The sequence below is a fragment of the Mycobacterium sp. 134 genome (assembly GCF_048282715.1).
In the GTDB taxonomy this organism is placed as follows: Bacteria; Actinomycetota; Actinomycetes; order Mycobacteriales; family Mycobacteriaceae; genus Mycobacterium; species Mycobacterium septicum.
In genome coordinates this window covers 1,433,971-1,455,459 of the sequence record NZ_JBLVUN010000008.1, presented here as the reverse complement: position 1 = coordinate 1,455,459, position 21,489 = coordinate 1,433,971, and the positions used below count along the sequence as shown (strand labels likewise).

Sequence of the window (21,489 nt, the reverse complement as noted above, 5' to 3'; positions counted from 1 at the left end):
CCGCCCGGGTCAGCTCGCCAACGCGGCCGGCGTGACCACCTCGGAGTATCGCGATGCGTCGCCGGCGATCGCCCGGCTGCGCTGTCCGTGGACGTCGACCGGGATATCGCCGGCCAGCGTGATCCGGCTGAGCCGGCGGAACTGGTCGTCGTAGTCGGCCACCGCGTAGTGCTGGGTGGCCCGGTTGTCCCAGATCGCCAGATCGCCGGGCTCCCAGCTCCATCGAATCGTGTTCTCCAGCTTGATGACCCGATTCTGGAGCAGCTGGAACAACGTGGCCGATTCGGCGGCGCCGAGGCCGACGAACTGTTTGATGAAGTGGCCCAGCAGCAATACCCGCTTACCGGTCTCGGGATGGACCCGCACCACCGGATGCTCGGTCTCGTAGTACACGGACTCGAACTCTTGCCGGTACTGACGGTGACCGTCGGCGAGTTCCTCGTGGCGCCCGTCGTAATCGGCCGCGTAGTCGTACTGGTTGGTGTGCACCGCCCACAGGTTCTCGACCAGCGCCCGCAGCGGCTCGGGCAGCAGGTCGTACGCCGCCTCGGTCGACGCCCACGTCGTGGTGCCGCCGTAGTCCGGCAGGGTGATCGCCCGCAGCAGCGAGGCCTTCGGGATGCGGTCGACGAACGTCACATCGGTGTGCCAGCTGTTGGCCTTGTCATACCGCGAGTCGATCGGCAGGATCCGGTCGCCCCGCGAGGTGACGGTCGGATGCGCTCCCGTCGGCGTGCCGAGCAACCGGGCGAATGCCAACTGCCCGTCGTCGTCGAGGTGGTCTTGGCCACGGAAGAAGATGACCTTGTGCTCAAGGAGGGCATCGTTGATCGCGGACACCGTGGCCGCGTCGAGGTTGCCGTTGACGTCGATTCCGTCGATGCGGGCCCCGATGTGGGCACCGAGCTTCACTACACGCAGAGAGGACACCCCGTCACGATCGGCGACGGGGTGTGGCAGCACCACGGTTGCGCTCACTACGAGCGCAAAGACCTTAGAAGGTCAGTCGATGCGGATGACGTAGGTGCCGTCGTCATCGCGCTCGATCTGACCGTCGAGGGCGTTGATCCACACCGGGGTGTCGCGTCGGGAACCGAGGAACGCGCTCTGCACGGAACCCCCGGGCTGCAGGTCGACGTTCCACTCGTCGTCCTGGGCGACGATGGTGAGGAGCTCCTCGCCATTGGCGCGGCGGATCGAGATCACCTGGCCGTTGGCGTCCAGGTCCTCCAGATCCGCGTCGTCGTCATCGAGGTACTCATCAACCTCGGCGTCATCGAAGATCTCGGCGTCCGAACCTCTGACATCGTCATGCACGCCGACGACTGTACTCAGCATCACGTCCACCGATGCAGACCCCGGCGGATTGAACCGCTAACGTGCATCCGACGTTTACAGGCTGTTCGCCCGGGGAACAAGATGTCCCGCTGTGGCGTTGGCGAGAAACATTGGTCTTGAACTTAGGAGGATCATTTATGGCTACCGATTACGACGCCCCGCGCGTCAAAGAAACCGACGAGCCCGCTGAGGAGTCGCTGGAACAGCTGGCCACGCGGCGCACCGCAGCCGACACGGCAGTCATCGACGAGGACGAGGTGGTCGATTCGTTCGACCTGCCCGACGCCGACATTTCCGGCGAGGAGCTGAGCGTTCGGGTCATCCCCAAGCAGGCTGACGAGTTCACCTGTTCCAGCTGCTTCCTGGTGCAGCACCGCAACCGGCTGGCCCTGCAGAAGGGCGAGCAGCTGCTCTGCGTCGAGTGCGTCTGACGCAACCGACGACCCTGGCCCGACAGCCGTTGTCCTAACGGCAGCAGTTCGGGTCGAGCACGGTGCACAACGCGACGAGCGAGTCCCGGCGCGGGCGGTGGTAGACGTTCATACCGCGCCGTTCGGACTCCACCATTCCCGCTCGCCGCAACTGCGACAGATGATGGCTGACCGTCGATTCGGCCAGACCCACCGCGGCCGCCAGGTCACATCCGCAGACCTCTCCAGCCTCCGCACTGAACAACAGCGACACCAGCTTCACCCGCACCGGGTCGGCCAGTGCTTTCAGCCGTAAGGCGATCTCCAGCGCTCCATCGTCATCGATCGGGCCGGCCGCCACTGGTGAGCAGCAGACCGGTTCTGAGGTGTCGACCACCGGCAACGCCTTGGGCATGCAACCATTCTGCCAGAGGATATTGACATACGTCGAAGAGGTGGCATCATCGATGCTGCCCGAATAGTTCGACATAAGTCGCAGAGGTTGGGAGCCTGACATGTCCCGCGCACAACTCGCCCTGAACGTCGATGATCTCGACGAAGCCATCACGTTCTACTCGAAGCTCTTCAATACGGTCCCGGCGAAGGTCAAGCCCGGCTACGCCAACTTCGCCATCGCCGCTCCCCCGCTCAAATTGGTGCTCATCGAAAACCCCGGGCACGGCGGGACACTCAACCACCTCGGTGTCGAGGTCGAGTCGAGCGACCAGGTGCACGCCGAGATCGCCCGTCTGACCGACGAAGGCTTGTTCACCGAGGAGGAGATCGGCACCACCTGTTGCTTCGCCACCCAGGACAAGGTGTGGGTAACCGGGCCCGCCGGCGAGAAGTGGGAGGTCTACACCGTTCTCGCCGACTCGGAATCCTTCGGCACCAACTCACCCGCACTCGATGGCACCGAACCCGGCGGCGCCTGCTGCACATCGTGAACCAGGTTGTCCCCGCGCGGCTTTCCACGCTGGACCGACTGCTACCGGTGTGGATCGCCGTGGCGATGGCCGCAGGCCTGCTGCTCGGAAGGCTCGTTCCCGGAGTCAACACCGCACTGAATCACGTTCAGATCGACGGCATCTCGCTGCCCATCGCACTGGGCCTGCTCGTCATGATGTACCCGGTCCTGGCGAAGGTCCGCTACGACCGACTCGACCGGGTGACCGGTGATCGCAAGCTGTTGATCAGCTCGCTGATCCTCAACTGGGTGCTGGGTCCCGCCCTGATGTTCGCGCTGGCCTGGCTCTTTCTGCCTGATCTGCCCGAGTACCGAACGGGTCTCATCATCGTCGGGCTGGCCCGTTGCATCGCCATGGTCATCATCTGGAACGACCTGGCGTGCGGCGACCGCGAGGCCGCCGCGGTACTGGTCGCCCTCAATTCGATATTTCAAGTGCTCATGTTCGCGGTGCTCGGCTGGTTCTACCTGTCGGTTCTGCCCGGCTGGCTCGGCCTTGAGCAAGCCCGCATCGACACATCACCATGGCAGATCGCGAAGTCGGTGACCATCTTCCTGGGTATCCCGCTGCTGGCCGGCTACCTGTCGCGCCGCATCGGTGAATCCGCGAAGGGCAGGGACTGGTACGAATCGACGTTCCTGCCCCGTATCGGCCCATGGGCCCTCTACGGCCTGCTGTTCACCATCGTCGTGCTGTTCGCGCTCCAGGGCGACCAGATCGCCGGCCGACCATTGGACGTCGCACGCATCGCGCTGCCGCTGTTGGCGTACTTCGCGATCATGTGGGGAGGCGGATACGCACTGGGAGCGGTCCTGGGGCTGGGCTACGAGCGCACCACCACCCTCGCGTTCACAGCCGCGGGCAACAACTTCGAACTGGCCATCGCGGTGGCGATCGCGACGTACGGCGCGACCTCCGGCCAGGCTCTGGCAGGCGTGGTCGGCCCGCTCATCGAAGTACCCGTACTCGTGGCGCTGGTCTACGTGTCACTGGGTCTGCGACGCCGGTTCACCACCGTGGGAGACAACCAACCCGTGAGGATCGGCCGATGACCGAGCGCCACCGCCCCAGTGTGTTGTTCCTGTGCACCCATAACGCGGGCCGGTCCCAGATGGCGATGGGCTACTTCGCTCACCTCGCAGGAGACCGGGCATCCGTGTTCTCGGGAGGCTCGGAACCTGCCGACAGAGTCAATGCCGCGGCCGTGGCGGCGATGGCAGAAGTCGGCATCGACATCGCGCATGAACAACCTCGGCGATGGACCGACGCGATCGTGGAGGCGGCCGACGTCGTCGTGACGATGGGCTGCGGGGATACCTGCCCGTACTTCCCCGGCAAGCGGTACGAGAACTGGGAGTTGGCCGATCCGGCCGGCCTCGGGGTCGAAGCGGTCCGTCCGATTCGCGACGACATCGAGCGGCGGGTTCGCGCTCTTCTCGAGGAACTCGGACTCGGCCCCACCGGCTGATTCTCCGGTGCCCCGTGGCGGTGGTCGCCTACCGTGACGAGCATGACTGAAGCCGCCATTCGACAGCGCATCGCCGACGGTGTGGATGCGATCCGCGCGCGCGACATCGACAGGCTCACGGCGCTCTATGCCCCCGATGTCGTCTCCTTCGACCTCGGGGCGCCACTGCGGTACGCGGGAGACGACAACAAGCGACGGGCCTGGCAGGAAGTCTTCACCGCATACACCGGCCCGATCGGGTACGACGTGCACGAGTTGACCGTCACCACCGAGGGCGACATCGCGTTCGTACACAGCCTCAACCACGTCTGCGGCACCCTGGCCAGTGGCCGCGACATCGACATGTGGCTGCGGTGGACGGCGTGCCTGCGCTGCGTCGACGGCGTCTGGGTCGTCACCCACGACCATGTCTCGGTGCCCGCCGATCTCGAGTACGGCAAGGCCGTACTGAATCTCACCCCCTGATCACGGTTCACCTGCCGATCTGCGCGAACCGCCCACGGTAGGCCTGATAGTTCATATCCTCGGACCTGCAGACCGACAACGACGTTGGGGGCGCGGATGACCGAGGGTGCGACGGCAGAAGCTCGACATGTCGAGCACAGCTACCACTTCGATCGGCACACCCCGCAGTATCGCGACCAGTTCGAGCCGATCACGTCCGAGATGCTGGGCGCCTGCCCGCTGGCCTGGACCGACACCTACGGCGGGCATTGGGTCGCGGCCGGCAGCAGCGAAGTCTTCGAACTCGCCCGCTGCCCACACATCTCGAATGACAACGACATCGTCGGGGAACGAAAAGGCTACCGGGGCATCAACATTCCGCGCGGCGAGGTGAGCACGCAGTTCCGCGGCGGCATGCTGGAGATGGACGATCCCGAGCACCGCGCCTACCGGACACCACTCAACGGCTACCTGTCACCGGCCGCCGTCGCACGGTGGAAGCCGGTGGTCGACGTGCTCGTCGGGGCGTGCCTGGACGAGAAGATCGAAGACGGCAGTATCGATTTCGTCGACGACCTGGCGAACATCGTTCCGGCGGTGCTGACCCTAGGCCTGCTGGGTGTCCCACTTGCCGAATGGGAGATCTACTGCGAACCCGCACACGCATCGGTGTACACACGGGCCGACTCCCCAGACGCCAAACGGGTCTTCGACCTGTCCGTGGCCTCCGCGGTCCACATGATGGGCCACGTTGCGGTGATCCGCGAGGATCCGCGTCCGGGGTTGATCGACGCCATGGTCCGGATGCGCATCAATGGCGAGCCGGCACCCGATTCGGAGATCCTGGGCATGCTCATGCTCCTGATCGGCGGAGGCTTCGACACCACTACGGCGCTGACCGCGCATTCGCTCGAGTGGCTCTCCGGGCACCCCGATCAGCGGGAGCGGTTGAGCCGGGACCGCGCTTCCCTGCTCGACTCGGCGACCGAGGAGTTCCTGCGATTCTTCACCCCGGCCCCCGGGGACGGCCGCACGATCTCCGAGGACATCGAGGTCGACGGCGTGCCGCTCAAAGAGGGTGAGCGGCTGTGGCTGTCCTGGGCGATGGCCAACCGTGACCCACGGGTCTTCGAGAACCCGAACGATCTCATGATGGATCGAACGGGTAACCGCCACTTCAGTTTCGGCCTTGGAGTGCATCGCTGTATCGGTTCGAATGTGGCGCGCACGGTGTTCAAGTCGATGCTCACCGGTGTGCTCGACCGAATGCCGGATTACCGGTGCGATCCCGGGGGCACCGTGCACTACGAGACCATCGGCGTCATCCAGGGCATGCGGCACCTACCCGCAACCTTCACACCGGGCCGCCGGACGGGGCCGGGTCTTGCTGAGACACTGGAGAAACTGCAACGGATCTGCGACGAGCAGCAGCTGGCCGCTCCGATCACCGAGCACAAGGCGACCGCGGTCATCGACTGAAAGTGAACGACATGAAACCCCTGATCACCACCCGACACCTGATCGTCACCGCCTGCTCCGCGGTCGCGATGGTGGCGGCGACTGCGGTCGTCGCCCTCCCAGCCCCGTCGACCGTGCTCGCGGACTGCCCCAATGGCGAGGACAACGACACCTACACCCAGAATTGTGTCCCCTATCTGGTACCGAACTCACCGAGCGGCAACAACCTGTGCCCGCCCGGGGTGAGCGGCACGGAATGCGGGTCGGCAGAAGTCCAGACGACCCCCACCGCCCCGGTCGCACCGACCGGCCCCGAGCAGGAGCTCGAAGACGTGAGTACGCCGGACTTCTGACGGCGCCGCGAACATGACGACCGGATCCCGGGGCGAGGTCCAACTCGAAAATGACTGGTTCCGGGTCACCAAGTGGACGATCGAACCGGGCGGAGCGATACCGATGCACCGGCACGAGCACGAGTACGTGGTTGTCCCGATGGTCACCGACACCATGCACGTCGTCACCGCCGACGGTATCGAGATCGTCGCGGAACTCGTAGCCGGCCAGAGCTATTCACGCCCCGCGGGTTCCGAGCACACCGTCGAGAATCGCGGCGACGTCGAGACGATCGTCTTCGTCGAAGTGGAGCGGCTCGCCTAGCCAGAGCCCCGTCGCCGGCTGCCTCAGGAGGTGAGCATGGTCAGCGTCACAGCTCCGTTGTGGGTGGGATTGCTGATCGGTGCGGCCTTCAGTGTGCCGGCATCGTTGTGGGGAATCGGCAACCCCGAGACAATCATCCGAACTGCCCGGCTGGTGGACCGGCTCCTCCTCGGCTGTTTCCTGTTCGTCACCTCGGTAGGCGCCGTCCTGCTGTACGGCCTCTACGCGCTGGGATTCTCGATGCACTTCTCGCCGAGACCCACGTATCTGATCGGCGTCACCCTCGGCGGGTTGATGTTCGGCGCCGGTGCGGCCGTATGCGGCTACTTTCCGGGCACCGAGATGATCGCCCTCGGGGAGGGCCGCCGAGACGCCCTGGCAGCTCTGCCCGGCGGACTCCTCGGCGCTGCGGCGTGGACCGCGGTTTACCAGACCGATGCAGGCCGCTGGCTGGTGCACACCGCGGACCTCGGTGATCTCGTGGCAACCGGAAACGTCGCGAGTGTCCGCCCCATGCCCATGCTCGCAATCGCATTCGCTTATGCGGCGGCCGCGTTGATGCTGCTGTACTACCTGCCGCGATATGCGGGTGGACAGCACAGTTGTTTTCAGCACCTACGCACCACCAACACCCCGGTCGATGAACACGACCGAGCCTGCGCCGAGGACACCGCTGCCTACCTTGCCGAAGGTGCGGCCGTGCCGGCCCGGCCCGCCCTACTTTCGCGGCTGGCGTCACAGCGAGTGCCCAGCGCGACCTTCTTCGCGCGAGCCACCGCCATGGCGGCCACGTTCGTGGCCGCGCTCGTGGTTCTGTCACTGTTCCTTCGTCAGCCCTTCGGCATGTCCACCACCTACTCATGGATGGTGGGGCATCTCTTCATGCCGGACTTCGACTACAGCCGACAGGTCTTCGCCACAATCGGCTGGGAGCCCCTGGTCGTTCTCGGTGTCCTGCTCGGATCCCTTTTCTCGGCTCTGTTCATCACAGGTCGCTTCAACGCGTTCCGCCCCGTCATACCCCCCTCGTGGCGAAATCGATTCGGCCCCGGCCGCGCCAAGCGGGCGGCGGCATGCTTTGCGGGATCATTTTTCGTGATCTTCGGGGCCCGGATGGCCGGTGGATGCACCAGCGGGCACACCCTCAGCGGCGGTATCCAGTTGGCGGTCAGTGCATGGCTTTTCACTGCGGCCCTGCTCGTCGGAATGCTGCTCACCGCACGGGTCGTCTATGGCCACTGCACCTGGAAGGTGGACCCGGCCAAGGGCGAGCTGTGAACACCGTCTCGATCTCGATCTTTCGGCGGCCCTTCTTGCAGCTTGCCGACCGCACCTCACCTGCTGGACAACTTCCCCCGAATTGGGGGACGACGTGAGGCCACCGCGTTCATAATCTCGTTGCCATGGCGCACAACGGAAACAACGATTGGACCCAGCCCGCAGCTCTCGCCATCCCCCGGGAGGGCTACTTCGAACTGACCCGGGGACGGTACGGCCCGGTCTTTCCCCGGACCCCCGCGTGCTACGGCTTCAACATCATCGCCAAGGTGCTCGACGGCCACGAGCAGGCGATCCGCGACTACGGCAAGCAGCTCGAAGCGGCAGTCGCCGCACAGCCCGACGTGCTCGCCCCGCTCAAGCTGCACTACCTGCGCTGGCAGCTCTTCGACGTCGGCTCGGGTCTGCACTTCCAGTACCAAGGCATCTTCGACACCGACTTCGACAAGTACACCGAGGACGCCGTCAAACTGTTCAGCTCGACGGGCATCACCACGGCGTTCACCCACCTGGAGGGCTTCCCGGAGGACTGGAAGACCAACCCTGAGGCCTTCATCATGTTCGTCCGCGACCACCAGGTGCCCAGCTTCCTGGAATACGGCGAGTATCCGTACGTGACGTCCGAGGAGGTCAAGAAAGCGTTGCGGCTCAAGGCCGCGTTCTCCGACATGCTGGACCAAATGCAATGACAGCCCTCGAATTCGACGACATCCAGCACATCATGCTGACCGGTACGCCCCACTTGACCGGTCGGTACGAGTTCCTGTCCTTCGACACTCCCGAAGCGGGACGAGCCTGGCTGGCCGAGATGGTCCCCCTCGTGCAGTCGGCCACCGATGTCCGCGAGACCGTGAACGTCTTCAAGCGTTGGGTCAACCTGGCCTTCACCTGGAACGGGTTGCGCGCATTGGGAGTTGACGAGCAGTCACTGGCGTCCTTCCCAGCCGAGTTCCGGGAGGGCATGGCGTCGCGCGCCGACATCCTCGGGGACACCGGCGCGGCCGCACCGGAACACTGGGCGGGCGGGCTCGCGGGCGACGATCTGCACGCGATCGTCATCCTGTTCGCCCGGGACGAAGAGGAACGTGTCCGGTGCGTCGGCGAGCACGACGCACTGCTGTCCCGCTGCCCCGGGGTGCGGTCACTGTCGCATTTGGATCTGGCCGCCACCGCGCCGTTCGAGTACGACCACGATCACTTCGGCTACCGCGACCCGGTGTCCCAGCCGCAGATGAAGGGTTCGGGCGAGGAGCTGATCCCCGGCTCGGGCGGGGCGCTGGCACCGGGTGAGTTCCTCCTCGGCTATCCAGACGAAGAGGGGCTGGTGTCGAACCAGCCCACCCCCGAGTCGCTTTCGCGCAACGGTAGCTACCTGGCGTACCGCCGGCTGGAGGAACATGTCGGGGTCTTCCGCGACTATCTGAAGCAGAACGCCGAGGGCGCCGAGGGCGAGGAGCTGCTGGCCGCCAAGTTCATGGGCCGCTGGCGCAGCGGTGCGCCGTTGGTGCTGGCATCCGAACACGACGATCCGGAACTGGGTGCGGATCCGATGCGTAACAACGACTTCGACTACGGTCAGATGGATCCGCTCGGCTATGCCTGTCCGCTCGGTTCCCATGCCCGCCGCCTGAACCCACGCGACACGGAGCCGAACCCGAATCGCCGCAGGCTGATCCGGCGCAGCGGCACCTACGGGCCGGCGCTGCCCGACGGCGTCACCGACGACGGGATCGAACGTGGCGTCGGGATGTTCCTGATCTGCGCCAGCCTGATCCGTCAGTTCGAGTTCGCCCAGAACGTCTGGATCAACGACGCGGCGTTCCAAGAACTCGGAAACGAACACGACCCCATCTGCGGCACCCAGGACGGCACGCTGGACTTCACGATCCCGAAGCGGCCGATCCGCAAAGTACACAAGGGATTACCCGCATTCACCACGCTGCGCGGCGGGGCGTACTTCTTCCTGCCCGGCCTGAACGCGCTGCGTTACCTGCAAGACCTCGGGGCCCTTAGAAACAAGGAGACAGCATGAGCACCCCTGCCCGCACCTACAACCAAGCCCATATCGCCCGCCCGCACAACGGGAAACGACGCGTGTCCATCTATTGGTCGTGGAGCTACCCGTGGGAGGTCCAGCGCGACCCGACGTTGCTGTACAACCGGTTCTCAACCATGACGGAGGTGCGGCTGGCGACCTGGCCCGCTTATGCAGGACCCGAGTACGACCCCCGCGAATTCTTGCAGGGCATCGACGGAACGCTGGAACTGTTTCACCGCTCGTCCTTGTTGTTCCAGGACGTCGCCGGCGAAGCGACCGGGCATCCGGTGGCGGTGTTCCAGCGGGTCGATCAGGCCGGGTACCGGTTGCCGATCGATGAACGCATCCTGGACGACACCGACACCCTGATGATCTTCGGCCTGGACCACCTGCTCGGCGACGAGGCCGCCACCGACGACGAGATCGCCGCGATCCAGCAGTGGTTGAAGCGTGAGGGCACCTGCCTGATGCTGGCACCACATCACGACGTCGGGTTCACCGACGACAAGGAACAGCAGCAGATGGAGTACCTGCACCACGGTGATCCGCTGACCCCGCGAATCCAGCGCTTCAGCGGCTACGCCCGGTCACTGCTGACCGGACTGAACATCCCGGTGCACAACACCTGGGGCCTGCGTCCGGCCACGGTCGAGGGCACCAGACAGATTGTGCCGCTCACCCGATTCCACGATCTGGATTCCGCCGGCCTGCTGAAGGACGTCACGACGCTGGCCTTGCATCCGCACCTTCCGCACTATGAGCTGACCGCGCCCGAGGGGCCGGATCTCAGAGTGCTGGGCCGGCAGTTGATCGACCAGACCCGTCCACATCCGTTCACGCTGGCGGGCAACACCGAGTTCAACGCGTTGATCCACATGCCACCGTCCGGTGACCGAGCCGGAGACATCGTGCTGGTCGACTCCACCCACTTCACGACGCTGTTCGGCGCCAGTGACAGCCTGAAGTCCTTCTGGCGCAACCTGGTCACGATGGCTTGATGGGGGCCGGTATGAACGATCTCCTCCTGCGGGGTTCGAATATCGCCGTCGTCTTCTTCGTGGTATCGAGCACCCTGGCGGTCGGCCTGGGCTTGACCGTCGGTCAGATTCTGGCCCCGCTCAAGAACATTCGTGTAGTGGCGCTGTCCCTGGCGGCCAACTTCGTGCTGGCCCCGCTGGCCGCGTTCGGGCTGTGGCGGGTGTTCGACTTGGACGACCCGCTCGGGATCGGGCTGCTGTTGTGCGGGCTCGCGGCCGGCGCACCGTTCCTGATCAAGCTCGCCGAGTTCGCGAAGGCCGACATGGCCTTCGCGGTGGGCCTGATGGTGCTGTTGATGGTGGTCACTGTGGGATACGTGCCGCTGATCCTGCCGATCTTCGTCTCGGGCACCGCGGTCGACCCCGCCCAGATCGCGATGTCCCTCGTGGTGCTGATGCTCATCCCGCTGGCCGCGGGCCTGCTGCTGCGGGCCCGCGGACCCGGCGTGGCCGCCCGGCTCCAGCCCGTGATCGCGAAGGTCTCCACCGTCAGCATGATCCTGGTGATCGCGTTCACCATCGCCGCCCATTTCAACAGCGTGCTGTCGGTTTTCGGCACGTTCGGCATCCTGGCGGCCGTCATCTACACGGTGATCTGCGCCGGGATCGGTTGGCTCATGGGCGGTCCCGGGACGCGGGAGGTGCTGGCGCTGGGGACCGCCCAGCGCAACGCCGCGGCTGCGTTCGTGGTCGCCGGCCAGAACTTCACCGATCCCAAGGTGGTCGTGATGATCACCGTCGTGCTGATCGCCGAGTTTCTGATGCTGTTGCCGTTCGCGCGGCGGCTCGCGCGGACTCGCTGAGCAGCCCGAGCCGGTCGGCCTCGGCCACCGCCGCGGCGCGCGAGGAGACGGCGAGCTTTCGGTAGATCGACGTGGCCTGACTCTTCACGGTTTCCCGGCCCAGGATCAGCTCGTCGGCAATGCGCTGCAGAGACAGATGGGTGGCCAGGTAGGGCAACAGCCGCAGCTCCGCCGTCGTCAGCGCCGACCGTGCACCGCGGGCCGTTCGGGCTGCCGACAGGGTTCGGATCCGGTCCAGCCACTGCCCGACGCCGACGGCCTCGGTTTCACGCCGGTGGGCTCGTTGCGCCTCGACCAGGTGCCGGTCGCACAGTTCGGTGTCGTCGATTTCGACAGCGGCACCGGCGACCAGCACGTGCGCCATCAGGGCGGTGCGCGCGGACAGATCGCCCAGCCGGTCGACGAGCCGCTCGGTCGCGCTGACGGCCGAGCGCGCGCCCGCCACGTCGCCGCGCCGGGCCCGGACCAGCGAATCGACGGCGTAGACCACCACCATCGGGACCATGTCGGACAGGTCCCGTGAGTCGACGATCGAGCGCGCGGACGCGGTGTGCTCGACGGCGGCCGACAGATCACCGTCGAGCAAGTCCAGCGCGGCGAGATGTGCCAACGCCGCAGCCTGGAATCCGGGCAGATCTTCGGTCACCGGCAGCGCGGATTCCAGGGTGGCCCGCGCCTGCGCGGCTTCGCCGAGCATGGACAGCGCGGCGCCCTTCATGGTGGTGGCCGCGCCCCACCATGGATTCACCAGGTGATCGCCTGCGCTACAAACTGTTTCGGCGTGACGGATGACCTTCCGCACGCCCCCGACACCGATCAGTGAACCGATCAGCGCCGCAGCCACCTCGACCGAGGGCGTGCCGTCGGAAAGCGGTTCACCGGTGTCCGCCGCGCTCGCGGTCAGCAACGACCGCTGGATCAACTCGGCGTCACCGTTCATCACGCCCAGCCACGCCCGCGCGATCGCCGCGTCGGGGTAGTCGGTGAAGGTCTGCTCGTCGATCAGGCTGAGCCGCCGGGCCAGCACACCGACACGACCGTCGAAACCCAAGCGGACGGCGTCCATGCCCACCAGCGCGGCCGCCTGAGGGCGGTCCTCGGCGGCCAGCGCCTGGGTCAACGCGCCGTCGACGTCACCGGCCTTGGCCAGCCGATCCGCCGCCCTCGCCGCCAGCTCCCGAAACCGGTCCGGATCGCGGTCGCGCAATCGGGCCCGCAACAGATCACCGAACAGCTGGTGATAGCGGTACCAGACATCTTGGGCGTCAAGGGAAACCAGAAACATGTTGCCCGACCGAGTGATTGCGTCGAGCATCGCAGCCGAATCGGTACGTCCCAGCAGAGCATCGAGCTCGTCGGCGCAAAAGCGGTCCAGGACCGCTGATTCCGTCAGAAACGTGACGGTGTCGGGTTCGAGCTGACTGAGCACCTCCTCCACCAGATAGTCGGCCACCAGCCGGTGCCTGCCGGTCACCACCTCAGCGGGCGCGCCATCGCGCAGCGCCATCGCCGCCATGACCACCCCGGCCGCCCAGCCCTCACATTTGTCGAGGACGCGCGCAATCGTGGCCTTGTCCATGCATGCACCGAGGGCCGCGAATGCGGCCGCACCTTCGGATCCGGACAGCTTCAGCTCCGGAATTCCGATCTCGACGACATCGCCCTGCAGGCGGCGTCGCGCCAGATCGAGCGCGGGCATCTGCCGGCCGATCAGCGCCGGCGTCGTGGAATTCGGAGCCAGGTCCACCACTGCGCGCAGGGTGTCGACGGCTGCGCTCGCCGACAGTTCGTGAACGTCGTCGAGCACCAGGACGACGGGCCCGCAGCTCTCGAGCGCCTGGACGAACGCCGACACCAGTTGGGTTTCGGCGCGGCCCGCGCCCTGTAGATAGTGCAGCACCGCCGGGTCGATGGGCCTGATCTGGTTCAGCGCCGTGGCGAGATGCAGCAGCAGATGCGCGGGGTCGTTGTCGAGGTTGTCCAGCCGCGCCCAGGCGAACGGGCGTTCGTCGGCGTCATCCCACTGCACGACCGCGGTGGTCTTGCCGTACCCCGCGGGGGCGGCGATCGCCACCAGCCCGGTGCGATCCCGCAGTACACGGGCAATTCCTGGGCGGGAAACACCGGCGCGCGCGGTGGCCGGCCGTCCGACGGTCGCCACCGGAATGTGCGCCGGCCAGGATCCTGCTCCCACTTTCGTATCCTAGGCCAGACGAGATCCCGCAGGTCCGAACGCGATCTGGTTGCCCGGGGTGGCTGGGATCGATCGTCGTCGCAGCCTGACCGATCGGTACAGCGGTGGCATCCTGGCAAGGTGGGACTGATCATCCGGCTGGTGGAACTGCTGATCATCCTCGTCCCGGTGATCGGCGTGATCGTGGCGGCGATGAAAGGGCTGGGAGCGGTTCGTGGCCGGGGCATCGAATCCGCTGCCGACACAGATGTGGATCCTGGGCCCGATCGGTCCCCCGCGACCGAATCGGGTCGGTGGCGAGCGATCCGCCGCACCATCGAAGAACACGACCGGACCGACACCCGGTGGTTGGAATACGAGCTCGATCTGGTGAAGCTGCTGAACTACCCGCTGATGACCGATATGCGCGAACCTGTCACCCAGCAGTTCCACCGCGCCAAGTTACGGGCAGATCTGCTCAGACCGATCGCCGCGGAAGCCCTCGTCAACGACCGCGACGCCTTTGTCGAATACCGCGAGGCCGTCGAGGACTACGCATCGGCGTTTCACGTCGCCGAGAGCGAGGCCATCCGGACGCGGCGTCGCCACTTCTCCGAGGCCGAGCAGCAGCGCGTCAGCCGTGCCCAGAGCATGTTGCTGGTGGCTTCGGACACCACGGCGACCCCTCAGGAACGCGCGCGGGCATACAGCCTGGCTCGACGAGAGCTCGACGGTCTCATGGTGTTGCCAGAGCGAACCCTGGCGCAGATCGAACGCGGGATATCGGGAGAGCTTGAGGGCGGCGGCGGGGCGAACGCCACGGAATGAGCGCCGCCGGATCATTGCCGCAGTTCTCCTCGGTGAGGCTTGAAAGCCTGGTTACACCAACGATTTACCCGAATTGGCCTGAGCCACCCGTCAGAAGTGCCAGCGGGTGGTCTTGACGCGCTCCTGAAACGCCTCGAGTGCCGCCAGGTCCTTCTTCATCAGCGGCTTGTTGACCTTCTCGGTGAAGAAGTCGATCAACGGACCGGCGAAGAAAGCGGTCATCACGGTCCCGATACCGACCTGTCCGTGGAACGTCAACGCCAACGCGACGAACGCGAGGTCCTGGGCCACCCGCACCACCCGGTACGGCAGGCGCGTGTGATCGACGATGATCGGGGCGATCGCGTCGTAGGGGGCGTTGCCCAGCGCGGCGGTCATGTACATCGACGCACCGGCGGCGAACAACGTGATCCCGACGAGGAACATCACGGTCTGCACCAGCCGGGTCGGCTCGCTGGGGACCATCGGGCCCAACAGGGCCGAGAACCATTGGACGAAGTACCCCGTCATCACCATGTTGATGACCGAGCCGATCCCGATGTACATGCGACCGAAGAAGAAGACCGGGATCAGCAGCACCGCATTGCTGATCAGCTGGTACGTGCCGAGGTCGAGACCGATCGTGTTGCTGATGCCGATGTTGGCCGCGGTGTAGGGATCCACGCCGACCTGCGCGACGCGCAACACCGCCGACCCGAATCCCAGGACAGCCACACCCACGAGCGCCCAGAACGACCGCCGCCAGTAGTGCATGTTCTGACTACCCACAATCCACGACTATGGCAGAGCTAGGCGGCTATTCACGGTCGACGCGTTGAAATTGCACACAGGGCTGTGATCCGGCAGGAATCACGACCCTGTACGCAAACTCAACGCATCGGCGCTGGCGTTCTAGGAAAGCTTCGTCAAGGTGAACGAGAATCGCTCACTGCGCTCGGCCGGGCCACAGTCGCTCTTCTCCCAGGTGGCGAAGCCATTGCCGGTCAGTGTCGCGTCGTCCCAGGAGAGGGTGCGTGAGGCGGTGAGCGGGGTGCCCTCGCAGGTCCCCGCGTCGGGCCAGGGGCTCACCATCGTCCAACGCCCGCTGTCCAGGTGGGCCTGGCCGCCATACGGCGCCCAGGTCGCGCCGCCGGTGGCCGACACGTCGGCGCATCCCGCGCCACAGGACGTGACGGTCCAGGTGCTCCACGTCGACGGACCGTCATGGTCATAGCGATAGGTGCCGTTGAGCTCTTCGGCGGCAGCCGGGCCCGCGAAACCGACAGCCGTCCCGGCGAGAACCATCGCCGGAATAAAGCCCATGACAAGTCTCACGATCGCACTCCCTGAAGTCGCCCCGACCCGGTGCCCATAAATTGACGCGCAGAGCATCTCACACGAACACGCCTCGGGGACAGCAGGATTGGCCGGGGCTTCGGCCACGGAAGGTGCCGCACTTAGCTGGCGAGTCACGACTACCACCGGTACCGGTGGGCAGACCCTCCCCTGGCAGTTAGCGGGATTCGACCTCGAACTCGACCAACCCGGCCGTGCGGGCGTTGACGACGACGTGCTCCCAGCTGATCACCGCCGCCGCGATCACCGTGATGGCGGTCGCGAAACCGGCGAGTGAGGCCAGCACCGTCGCCCACTGCCCGTCGGTGGCGACACTGAGCAGGACAGCGACGACCGCGCCGGCGAGTACGAGTCCGGCGGCCGGCACGCTCAGCGGCCAGTCGCGACGCCGGATACCGGACGCGGAGTCCGTGCTCGCCCGGCGTGATGATTCGATCGGCGTGGTCATACAACCCACTGTCCCCGCGCTGGCTGAGCAGGGATGAAGCGTTTCCTATGGAAATGATCTGAACCGAACTGCCCGCCGGCAAAACCGCTCGATCCCTACTTGCGCACGCTGCACCGCTATCGTGGTCCAACATGGCCAACTTGGATCGTCGAAAAATGATGATGTTGTCAGGTCTGGGCGTGATGGCGGCGGCACTGCCCGCCCCGCAGGCTCAGGCATTCCCGACCAAGCCCCAGACACCGCCCGTTCCGGCGCCCTCAGCGCCGCAGGCTGCGACGAACTACGTGTTCGCGGACGAATTCGACGGGGCAGCGGGCTCCGCGCCGAATGCGTCGAAGTGGACCATCGCGAAGGCCCGCGAGACCATCAAGGACCCCACCTACTGGGAGCAGCCCGGCCGCATCGGCCAGTACCGCGACGACCGCAAGAACGCGTTCCTCGACGGCAAGGGGAACCTCGTCATCCGGGCCACCAAGGAAGGCGACGCCTATTACGGCGCCAAGCTGGCCAGCGTGTGGGAGGGCGGTGCCGGGCACACCTGGGAGGCGCGGATCAAGTTCAACTGCCTGACCGCCGGCGCCTGGCCGGCATTCTGGCTGGGCACCCTGGGCGAGGGCGAACTCGACATCGTCGAGTGGTACGGCAACGGCAAATGGCCGTCGGCCACCACCGTGCACGCCAAGTCCAACGGCGGCGAGTGGGAGACCCACAACATCGCCGTCGACACCGGCTGGCACACCTGGCGTACCCAGTGGGACGCCAACGGCGCCCGGTTCTGGCAGGACTACACCGAGGGGGCGAAGCCCTACTTCGAGGTTTCGGCGAGCCAGCTCCCTGACTGGCCGTTCAGCCAGCCCGGCTACACGATGTTCGTGGTGTTGAACCTCGCGGTCGCGGGCTCCGGTGGAGAAGACCCCAGCGGCGGGACCTACCCGGCCGACATGCTCGTGGATTACGTGCGCGTCTGGTAGCCGGTCTCAGGTCAGGTATCGACTTTCATCTCCACCAACACCCGGCGCAGCAGCTTGCCGGTGGCGTTCCTGGGTAGTTCGTCGATGAACACCACGTCGCGAGGCACCTTGTGGCGCGCCAGGTTCTCTTTGACGTACTGCTTGATGTCTGCGGGGTCCTGCGCCGCGCCGGGCTCGGAAACGATGAAGGCGCGCAACCGCTTTCCGAACTCGACGTCGTCAACACCCACCACGGCAACCTCGGCGACATCGCCGCGTTGCTCCAACAGGTTCTCCACTTCCTGCGGGAAGACGTTCTCACCGCCGGAGACGATCATGTCGTCGTCGCGGCCCTCGACGAACAGCAGCCCGTCGTCGTCGAAATGGCCCATGTCACCGCTGGACATGTAGCCGTCGATGATCTGCTTGGTGCGGCCATCGGTGTAGCCCTGGAACGGCGCGCCGTTGCGGACGAAGATTCGACCGCGACGGTTGCGGCCCTCAAGTCGCTGGTCGTTCTCGTCGTAGAGCACCACCTCGCAGGTGACCGGCGCGCGGCCCGCGGTCCCGGGCGCGGCGCGAAGCTCGGCGGGGGTGGCGACGGAGGCGATGGCGCACTCGGTGGAGCCGTACATGTTGTAGAGAACATCGCCGAACGTGTCTTGCACCCTCGTGGACAGCTCAGGGCTCAGTGCCGACCCGGCGATCAGGATCACCTTCAGCGACGACGTGTCGTACTGGGCGATGACGTCGGGGCCGAGTTCGACGATCCGGTGCAGCATCGTCGGGACCGCCACCAGCATGTCGGCCCGGTGTTGCGCGATGAGTTTCAGTGTGCCCTCGGCATTGAACCGCCTGGCAGTCACGATCTTGTTGCCGAACGCCGCGCCGACCCCGTAGGTGGCCCACCCCGTGCTGTGGAAGATCGGCGAGACGATGACCATGGTTCCCTTGCGGGGGAACGGGATTCGGTCGATTATCTGCGCCGTCGCCAGTGGAGACACCGCACCGCGCGGCGCCCCCTTGGGTAGGCCGGTCGTACCGCTGGTCAGGATGACCGAGCCGCCGGCCTTCGGTGGCGGGGGAAGTGGCGCAGTGGAATTCGTGGTGACGATGTCGTCGAGGGTCTGCGCTCCCGCGGGCAGCTCGGCGCCGTCATCCACCCAGGTGAGCACGCGGGGCAGATCGGCGGGCAGCGCGTCGAGCAGACCGAGGAACTCGCTGTCGTGCAGCATCACGCCGACCTTCTCGCGGTCGCAGACCTGCGCGAACTGGGGTTTGGCGAACCCGGTGTTCATCAGCACCATCCGGGCGCCGAGCTTGCCACACGCGGCCATCGCGAGAGCCAGACCGCGGTGGTCGCGGCACAGCACGCCGACGACCGATCCCGCCGTGACGCCGAGAGACTGCAGGCCACGCGCAAATGCCCACGATTGATCGTCGACCTGCTGATACGTCAACTGCCCGCGCTCGTCGACGATCGCCGGCAAGGTCGGATATCTGTGGCCACCCTGGATCGCCATCGTCGCCTGAGGTCCGTAAACGGGCGCGAGTTTCGCGGCCCGAACCGTCGACTTCAGGTCTTTCAGGTCGATGATGCCGGTGTCGGTGAGCCGCTTGACCGCGTGCACCGATTCGGTCACTTGTTGCAGGGTGTGTCGAATACCGGTCAGTCCAGCCACCATGCGGCCCATTGTGTCGTGTGGACCGACAGCGCAGCGGGGGATTGCGCGGATCGACTACAGCCGGCCCGCGGCATAGGCCGCCGCATCGTCGACCCGCCCGGTCTGGATGTAGGCGTTGTGTGCGCGCATATCCCAGCCACCTTCAAAACAGATCGGATCGTTGGGCACACACATGTCGATCATCTTTCCCGCGTAGAGCGGGCTGATCGCCGGAAGCGGGCCGGGCGACAGGCCGTCGGCGAAAAGGGTTCTGGGACCGCCGAAGTCGGCCACCGCCGCGACGTGGTCACTGATACCAGGCGGGAGATCCGTACTGGCCATATCGATGACTGCGGCACCCTGGGAGAACCCGCCGAGCACCATCTTGGTGTTGGGACAGTTGGCCGCCATCGACTGGATGTGGGCGCTGGCGTCCCTGGCGCCGGCGGTCGAGCTGTTCGCGAAGTCGTTGGTGGCCGGGTAGTTGACCGCGTACACCCCCAGCGAGCGCCCGCCGATCCTCGAACGGAGCGAATCGACGAACGCCTGCCCCACTCCCCCGACGCCGGGCGGCTCGGTGGTGCCGCGGGCAAAGACGACTTCGACGTCGGGGCAGGGGGCTGCCGCGGCGGCCGGGACGTTGAGGAAGCCGACGGGCACGGCCCCGGTCAAGACCGCGACGGCTCCGAGGACACGATGCGCCTGTGCTGTCTCCATGTTGGGTTGTCGCATATGGACCCCTGTTTGTGACATCGGGCGAGTCGCGCACCCGGCTTCCGGATGCCGTGAGCGGTGACCCTTGTTACCCTCACGTCAATTTAACAGCATTCGCACAGGGGGAACATGAGCGCTCGACCGATTCTCGTGGCTGGTATCGCTCTCGCAAGTACGGCCGTGCTGGTCGGGGCAGCCCCGCCGCCGGCGCGTCCACAACAGGCGGCGGTCACGGCAGCAACTCCGGCGCCGGCTACGCGCACCATCACGGTCGACCAGCTGCGACTGTTGGCGGCGCTGTACCCGATGCCGCTGAGCGATGTCACGTTCGACGACCTCGCCGCGGCGTTCAACGGTGACTACGGCCCGTGGGTCCTCGAGGACGACGTCTACTACCCCACCGAGGAGCCGAGCGCCCCGTCCGGACTGACCGGCCTGGGCTACTTCCTCAGCGACGCCGCGCTGCTGTCGCTGGTCGGAACCAACCTCCCCCTCATCTCCGACGCCGCCGACTTCGCCTACAGCAACATCACCAGCTACTACTTCGAGGTCGGTGGCGCCGCCGCGCTCCACGTCGCCCTGGCCGAGGCCACCGGCGGACCCGACACCACCTTCGGTCAACTGCTGCAACAGATCTTCAACCCGTCGGCGGCGCAGGCGATCACCAGTCTGGCCGCGCTGGGGGCGCTCAATCCGGTGCCGCTGAGCGATGTCACGTTCGACGACATCGCCGCGGCGTTCAACGGTGACTACGGCCCGTGGGTCCTCGAGGACGACGTCTACTACCCCACCGAGGAGCCGAGCGCGCCCGCCGGGCTGACCGGTGTCGGCTACTTCCTCAGCGACGCGGCATTGCTGTCACTGGCCGACACCAACCTCCCGGTGATCTCCGATGTCGCCAACTTCGCCTTCGACAATGTGACGAGCTACTACTTCGAGGTCGGTGGCGCCGCCGCGCTCCACGTCGCCCTGGCCGAGGCCACCGGCGGACCCGACACCGCCTTTGGCCAAGTGCTGCAACGCATCTTCAACCCCGATGCCGCCGCCGGCGTGACAACGAGCCCCGCCGTCGGGGCGCGTTCTCTCGGCGTCTCGAAGGCAGTGGAGTCCGGCTCCCCGACCCAACTTCCGAAGGTGCAGCCCAAGCTCGTCACGGTTGGCACAGAAAAGGCGGCTGCAGAAGATCAGGTCAGCACGGCGGAGACACTGGATTCCAGCACCGATGCGCCCGAGTCGGGTCCGGTCAAGAAGCGCCCGAAGCTCAACGTGACGAAGGCCAATCCGCTTGCCCAGCTGCGCAATGAGGTGAAGTCGAACGTGAACGACTCGGTCAAGGCCGTCGGCAAGACCGTGCAGAAACTGACGGGCAAGGGCGCCGCACAGGAGACCAAGAAGCCCGCCGACGCGAAGCCGGCCGATGCCGAGAAGCCTGCCGACAAGAAGGGCGAGGGCGGGAACGACGCATGAGGCCCGCGGCC

At 66.1% G+C, this 21,489-nt stretch carries 23 protein-coding genes and 1 pseudogene; 15 read left to right on the top strand and 9 right to left on the bottom strand.

Going from position 1 to position 21,489, the window contains the following annotated elements; genetic code table 11:
* Positions 1–9: 9 nt before the first annotated feature.
* Positions 10–930 (bottom strand): TauD/TfdA dioxygenase family protein, encoded by a 921-nt coding sequence (locus ACNQVK_RS11755; protein WP_418034126.1) that lies wholly within the window; start codon positions 928–930, stop codon positions 10–12.
* A gap of 72 nt (positions 931–1,002) precedes the next feature.
* Entirely contained in the window at positions 1,003–1,338 is a 336-nt protein-coding gene (locus ACNQVK_RS11750; RefSeq protein WP_044521608.1) for a hypothetical protein, read from the bottom strand.
* Positions 1,339–1,475: 137 nt separating this feature from the next.
* On the opposite strand from ACNQVK_RS11750, the gene ACNQVK_RS11745 reads away from it, so the two are divergent.
* Positions 1,476–1,769 (top strand): DUF4193 domain-containing protein, encoded by a 294-nt coding sequence (locus ACNQVK_RS11745; protein WP_044519994.1) that lies wholly within the window; start codon positions 1,476–1,478, stop codon positions 1,767–1,769.
* A gap of 34 nt (positions 1,770–1,803) precedes the next feature.
* Here the strand turns inward: ACNQVK_RS11745 and ACNQVK_RS11740 are convergent, their stop codons facing one another.
* Complete coding sequence (locus ACNQVK_RS11740) at positions 1,804–2,163, bottom strand: Rv2640c family ArsR-like transcriptional regulator (protein ID WP_044519995.1); 360 nt, start codon at positions 2,161–2,163, stop codon at positions 1,804–1,806.
* A gap of 100 nt (positions 2,164–2,263) precedes the next feature.
* On the opposite strand from ACNQVK_RS11740, the gene ACNQVK_RS11735 reads away from it, so the two are divergent.
* The 11 genes and pseudogenes from ACNQVK_RS11735 (at position 2,264) to ACNQVK_RS11685 (ending at position 11,899) form a co-directional block, all read left to right on the top strand.
* Positions 2,264–2,695, top strand: a complete 432-nt coding sequence (locus tag ACNQVK_RS11735) for an ArsI/CadI family heavy metal resistance metalloenzyme (RefSeq protein ID WP_418029654.1) — start codon at positions 2,264–2,266, stop codon at positions 2,693–2,695.
* Positions 2,680–4,184: pseudogene (gene arsB, locus ACNQVK_RS11730) on the top strand (ACR3 family arsenite efflux transporter). The gene ACNQVK_RS11735 and the pseudogene arsB overlap by 16 nt, the downstream one beginning before the upstream one ends.
* A 42-nt stretch (positions 4,185–4,226) precedes the next feature.
* On the top strand, positions 4,227–4,649 hold the full coding sequence (locus ACNQVK_RS11725) for a YybH family protein (RefSeq protein ID WP_418029653.1): 423 nt from the start codon (positions 4,227–4,229) through the stop codon (positions 4,647–4,649).
* A 96-nt stretch (positions 4,650–4,745) separates the two neighbouring features.
* A complete protein-coding gene (locus tag ACNQVK_RS11720; RefSeq protein WP_418029652.1) occupies positions 4,746–6,107 on the top strand; it encodes a cytochrome P450 in 1,362 nt (453 codons plus the stop codon).
* 11 nt (positions 6,108–6,118) lie between these two features.
* Positions 6,119–6,439, top strand: coding sequence for a hypothetical protein (locus ACNQVK_RS11715; RefSeq protein WP_418029651.1), 321 nt, complete (start codon positions 6,119–6,121; stop codon positions 6,437–6,439).
* A 13-nt stretch (positions 6,440–6,452) separates the two neighbouring features.
* Positions 6,453–6,743: a cupin domain-containing protein gene (locus tag ACNQVK_RS11710; RefSeq protein WP_418029650.1), complete on the top strand. Its 291-nt coding sequence runs from the start codon at positions 6,453–6,455 to the stop codon at positions 6,741–6,743.
* Positions 6,744–6,779: 36 nt separating this feature from the next.
* Positions 6,780–8,021, top strand: a complete 1,242-nt coding sequence (locus ACNQVK_RS11705; RefSeq protein WP_418029649.1) for a YeeE/YedE thiosulfate transporter family protein — start codon at positions 6,780–6,782, stop codon at positions 8,019–8,021.
* A 125-nt stretch (positions 8,022–8,146) separates the two neighbouring features.
* Positions 8,147–8,710, top strand: a complete 564-nt coding sequence (locus tag ACNQVK_RS11700) for a hypothetical protein (protein WP_418029648.1) — start codon at positions 8,147–8,149, stop codon at positions 8,708–8,710.
* A complete protein-coding gene (locus tag ACNQVK_RS11695; protein ID WP_418029647.1) occupies positions 8,707–10,053 on the top strand; it encodes a Dyp-type peroxidase in 1,347 nt (448 codons plus the stop codon). Before ACNQVK_RS11700 ends, ACNQVK_RS11695 begins: the two co-directional genes overlap by 4 nt.
* Positions 10,050–11,057, top strand: a complete 1,008-nt coding sequence (locus ACNQVK_RS11690; RefSeq protein WP_418029646.1) for a hypothetical protein — start codon at positions 10,050–10,052, stop codon at positions 11,055–11,057. The genes ACNQVK_RS11695 and ACNQVK_RS11690 overlap by 4 nt, the downstream gene beginning before the upstream one ends.
* A gap of 11 nt (positions 11,058–11,068) precedes the next feature.
* Complete coding sequence (locus ACNQVK_RS11685; protein ID WP_418029645.1) at positions 11,069–11,899, top strand: bile acid:sodium symporter family protein; 831 nt, start codon at positions 11,069–11,071, stop codon at positions 11,897–11,899.
* On the opposite strand, the gene ACNQVK_RS11680 is transcribed toward ACNQVK_RS11685, so the two are convergent.
* Entirely contained in the window at positions 11,829–14,093 is a 2,265-nt protein-coding gene (locus tag ACNQVK_RS11680) for an AAA family ATPase (protein WP_418029644.1), read from the bottom strand. The genes ACNQVK_RS11685 and ACNQVK_RS11680 overlap by 71 nt on opposite strands.
* A gap of 120 nt (positions 14,094–14,213) precedes the next feature.
* On the opposite strand from ACNQVK_RS11680, the gene ACNQVK_RS11675 reads away from it, so the two are divergent.
* Entirely contained in the window at positions 14,214–14,900 is a 687-nt protein-coding gene (locus ACNQVK_RS11675; RefSeq protein ID WP_418029643.1) for a hypothetical protein, read from the top strand.
* A gap of 90 nt (positions 14,901–14,990) precedes the next feature.
* On the opposite strand, the gene ACNQVK_RS11670 is transcribed toward ACNQVK_RS11675, so the two are convergent.
* From ACNQVK_RS11670 to ACNQVK_RS11660, 3 genes are all read right to left on the bottom strand, one after another.
* Positions 14,991–15,668: a YczE/YyaS/YitT family protein gene (locus tag ACNQVK_RS11670; RefSeq protein ID WP_418029642.1), complete on the bottom strand. Its 678-nt coding sequence runs from the start codon at positions 15,666–15,668 to the stop codon at positions 14,991–14,993.
* Between the two features lie 123 nt (positions 15,669–15,791).
* A complete protein-coding gene (locus ACNQVK_RS11665) occupies positions 15,792–16,214 on the bottom strand; it encodes a hypothetical protein (RefSeq protein WP_418029641.1) in 423 nt (140 codons plus the stop codon).
* Between the two features lie 178 nt (positions 16,215–16,392).
* Positions 16,393–16,683 carry a hypothetical protein gene (locus ACNQVK_RS11660; protein ID WP_418029640.1) on the bottom strand — a complete coding sequence of 97 codons (291 nt, stop codon included), beginning with the start codon at positions 16,681–16,683 and terminating at the stop codon, positions 16,393–16,395.
* Positions 16,684–16,814: 131 nt separating this feature from the next.
* On the opposite strand from ACNQVK_RS11660, the gene ACNQVK_RS11655 reads away from it, so the two are divergent.
* Positions 16,815–17,654, top strand: coding sequence for a 1,3-beta-glucanase (locus tag ACNQVK_RS11655; protein WP_418029639.1), 840 nt, complete (start codon positions 16,815–16,817; stop codon positions 17,652–17,654).
* An 11-nt stretch (positions 17,655–17,665) separates the two neighbouring features.
* Here the strand turns inward: ACNQVK_RS11655 and ACNQVK_RS11650 are convergent, their stop codons facing one another.
* Together ACNQVK_RS11650 and ACNQVK_RS11645 are read right to left on the bottom strand one after the other, a co-directional pair.
* Entirely contained in the window at positions 17,666–19,318 is a 1,653-nt protein-coding gene (locus tag ACNQVK_RS11650) for an acyl-CoA synthetase (RefSeq protein WP_418029638.1), read from the bottom strand.
* Between the two features lie 54 nt (positions 19,319–19,372).
* Positions 19,373–20,029, bottom strand: a complete 657-nt coding sequence (locus tag ACNQVK_RS11645; protein WP_418029637.1) for a cutinase family protein — start codon at positions 20,027–20,029, stop codon at positions 19,373–19,375.
* Between the two features lie 111 nt (positions 20,030–20,140).
* On the opposite strand from ACNQVK_RS11645, the gene ACNQVK_RS11640 reads away from it, so the two are divergent.
* Positions 20,141–21,478 (top strand): hypothetical protein, encoded by a 1,338-nt coding sequence (locus ACNQVK_RS11640; RefSeq protein ID WP_418029636.1) that lies wholly within the window; start codon positions 20,141–20,143, stop codon positions 21,476–21,478.
* Positions 21,479–21,489: the final 11 nt, after the last annotated feature.

What these genes read in the sequence shown, in the direction of transcription:
- ACNQVK_RS11750 (WP_044521608.1), bottom strand. Translation starts at nt 1,338, where the DNA reads ATGCTGAGTACAGTCGTCGGCGTGCATGACGATGTCAGAGGTTCGGAC.
- ACNQVK_RS11745 (WP_044519994.1), top strand. Translation starts at nt 1,476, where the DNA reads ATGGCTACCGATTACGACGCCCCGCGCGTCAAAGAAACCGACGAGCCC.
- ACNQVK_RS11740 (WP_044519995.1), bottom strand. Translation starts at nt 2,163, where the DNA reads ATGCCCAAGGCGTTGCCGGTGGTCGACACCTCAGAACCGGTCTGCTGC.
- ACNQVK_RS11735 (WP_418029654.1), top strand. Translation starts at nt 2,264, where the DNA reads ATGTCCCGCGCACAACTCGCCCTGAACGTCGATGATCTCGACGAAGCC.
- ACNQVK_RS11725 (WP_418029653.1), top strand. Translation starts at nt 4,227, where the DNA reads ATGACTGAAGCCGCCATTCGACAGCGCATCGCCGACGGTGTGGATGCG.
- ACNQVK_RS11720 (WP_418029652.1), top strand. Translation starts at nt 4,746, where the DNA reads ATGACCGAGGGTGCGACGGCAGAAGCTCGACATGTCGAGCACAGCTAC.
- ACNQVK_RS11715 (WP_418029651.1), top strand. Translation starts at nt 6,119, where the DNA reads ATGAAACCCCTGATCACCACCCGACACCTGATCGTCACCGCCTGCTCC.
- ACNQVK_RS11710 (WP_418029650.1), top strand. Translation starts at nt 6,453, where the DNA reads ATGACGACCGGATCCCGGGGCGAGGTCCAACTCGAAAATGACTGGTTC.
- ACNQVK_RS11705 (WP_418029649.1), top strand. Translation starts at nt 6,780, where the DNA reads ATGGTCAGCGTCACAGCTCCGTTGTGGGTGGGATTGCTGATCGGTGCG.
- ACNQVK_RS11700 (WP_418029648.1), top strand. Translation starts at nt 8,147, where the DNA reads ATGGCGCACAACGGAAACAACGATTGGACCCAGCCCGCAGCTCTCGCC.
- ACNQVK_RS11695 (WP_418029647.1), top strand. Translation starts at nt 8,707, where the DNA reads ATGACAGCCCTCGAATTCGACGACATCCAGCACATCATGCTGACCGGT.
- ACNQVK_RS11690 (WP_418029646.1), top strand. Translation starts at nt 10,050, where the DNA reads ATGAGCACCCCTGCCCGCACCTACAACCAAGCCCATATCGCCCGCCCG.
- ACNQVK_RS11685 (WP_418029645.1), top strand. Translation starts at nt 11,069, where the DNA reads ATGAACGATCTCCTCCTGCGGGGTTCGAATATCGCCGTCGTCTTCTTC.
- ACNQVK_RS11660 (WP_418029640.1), bottom strand. Translation starts at nt 16,683, where the DNA reads ATGACCACGCCGATCGAATCATCACGCCGGGCGAGCACGGACTCCGCG.
- ACNQVK_RS11655 (WP_418029639.1), top strand. Translation starts at nt 16,815, where the DNA reads ATGGCCAACTTGGATCGTCGAAAAATGATGATGTTGTCAGGTCTGGGC.
- ACNQVK_RS11650 (WP_418029638.1), bottom strand. Translation starts at nt 19,318, where the DNA reads ATGGTGGCTGGACTGACCGGTATTCGACACACCCTGCAACAAGTGACC.
- ACNQVK_RS11645 (WP_418029637.1), bottom strand. Translation starts at nt 20,029, where the DNA reads ATGCGACAACCCAACATGGAGACAGCACAGGCGCATCGTGTCCTCGGA.
- ACNQVK_RS11640 (WP_418029636.1), top strand. Translation starts at nt 20,141, where the DNA reads ATGAGCGCTCGACCGATTCTCGTGGCTGGTATCGCTCTCGCAAGTACG.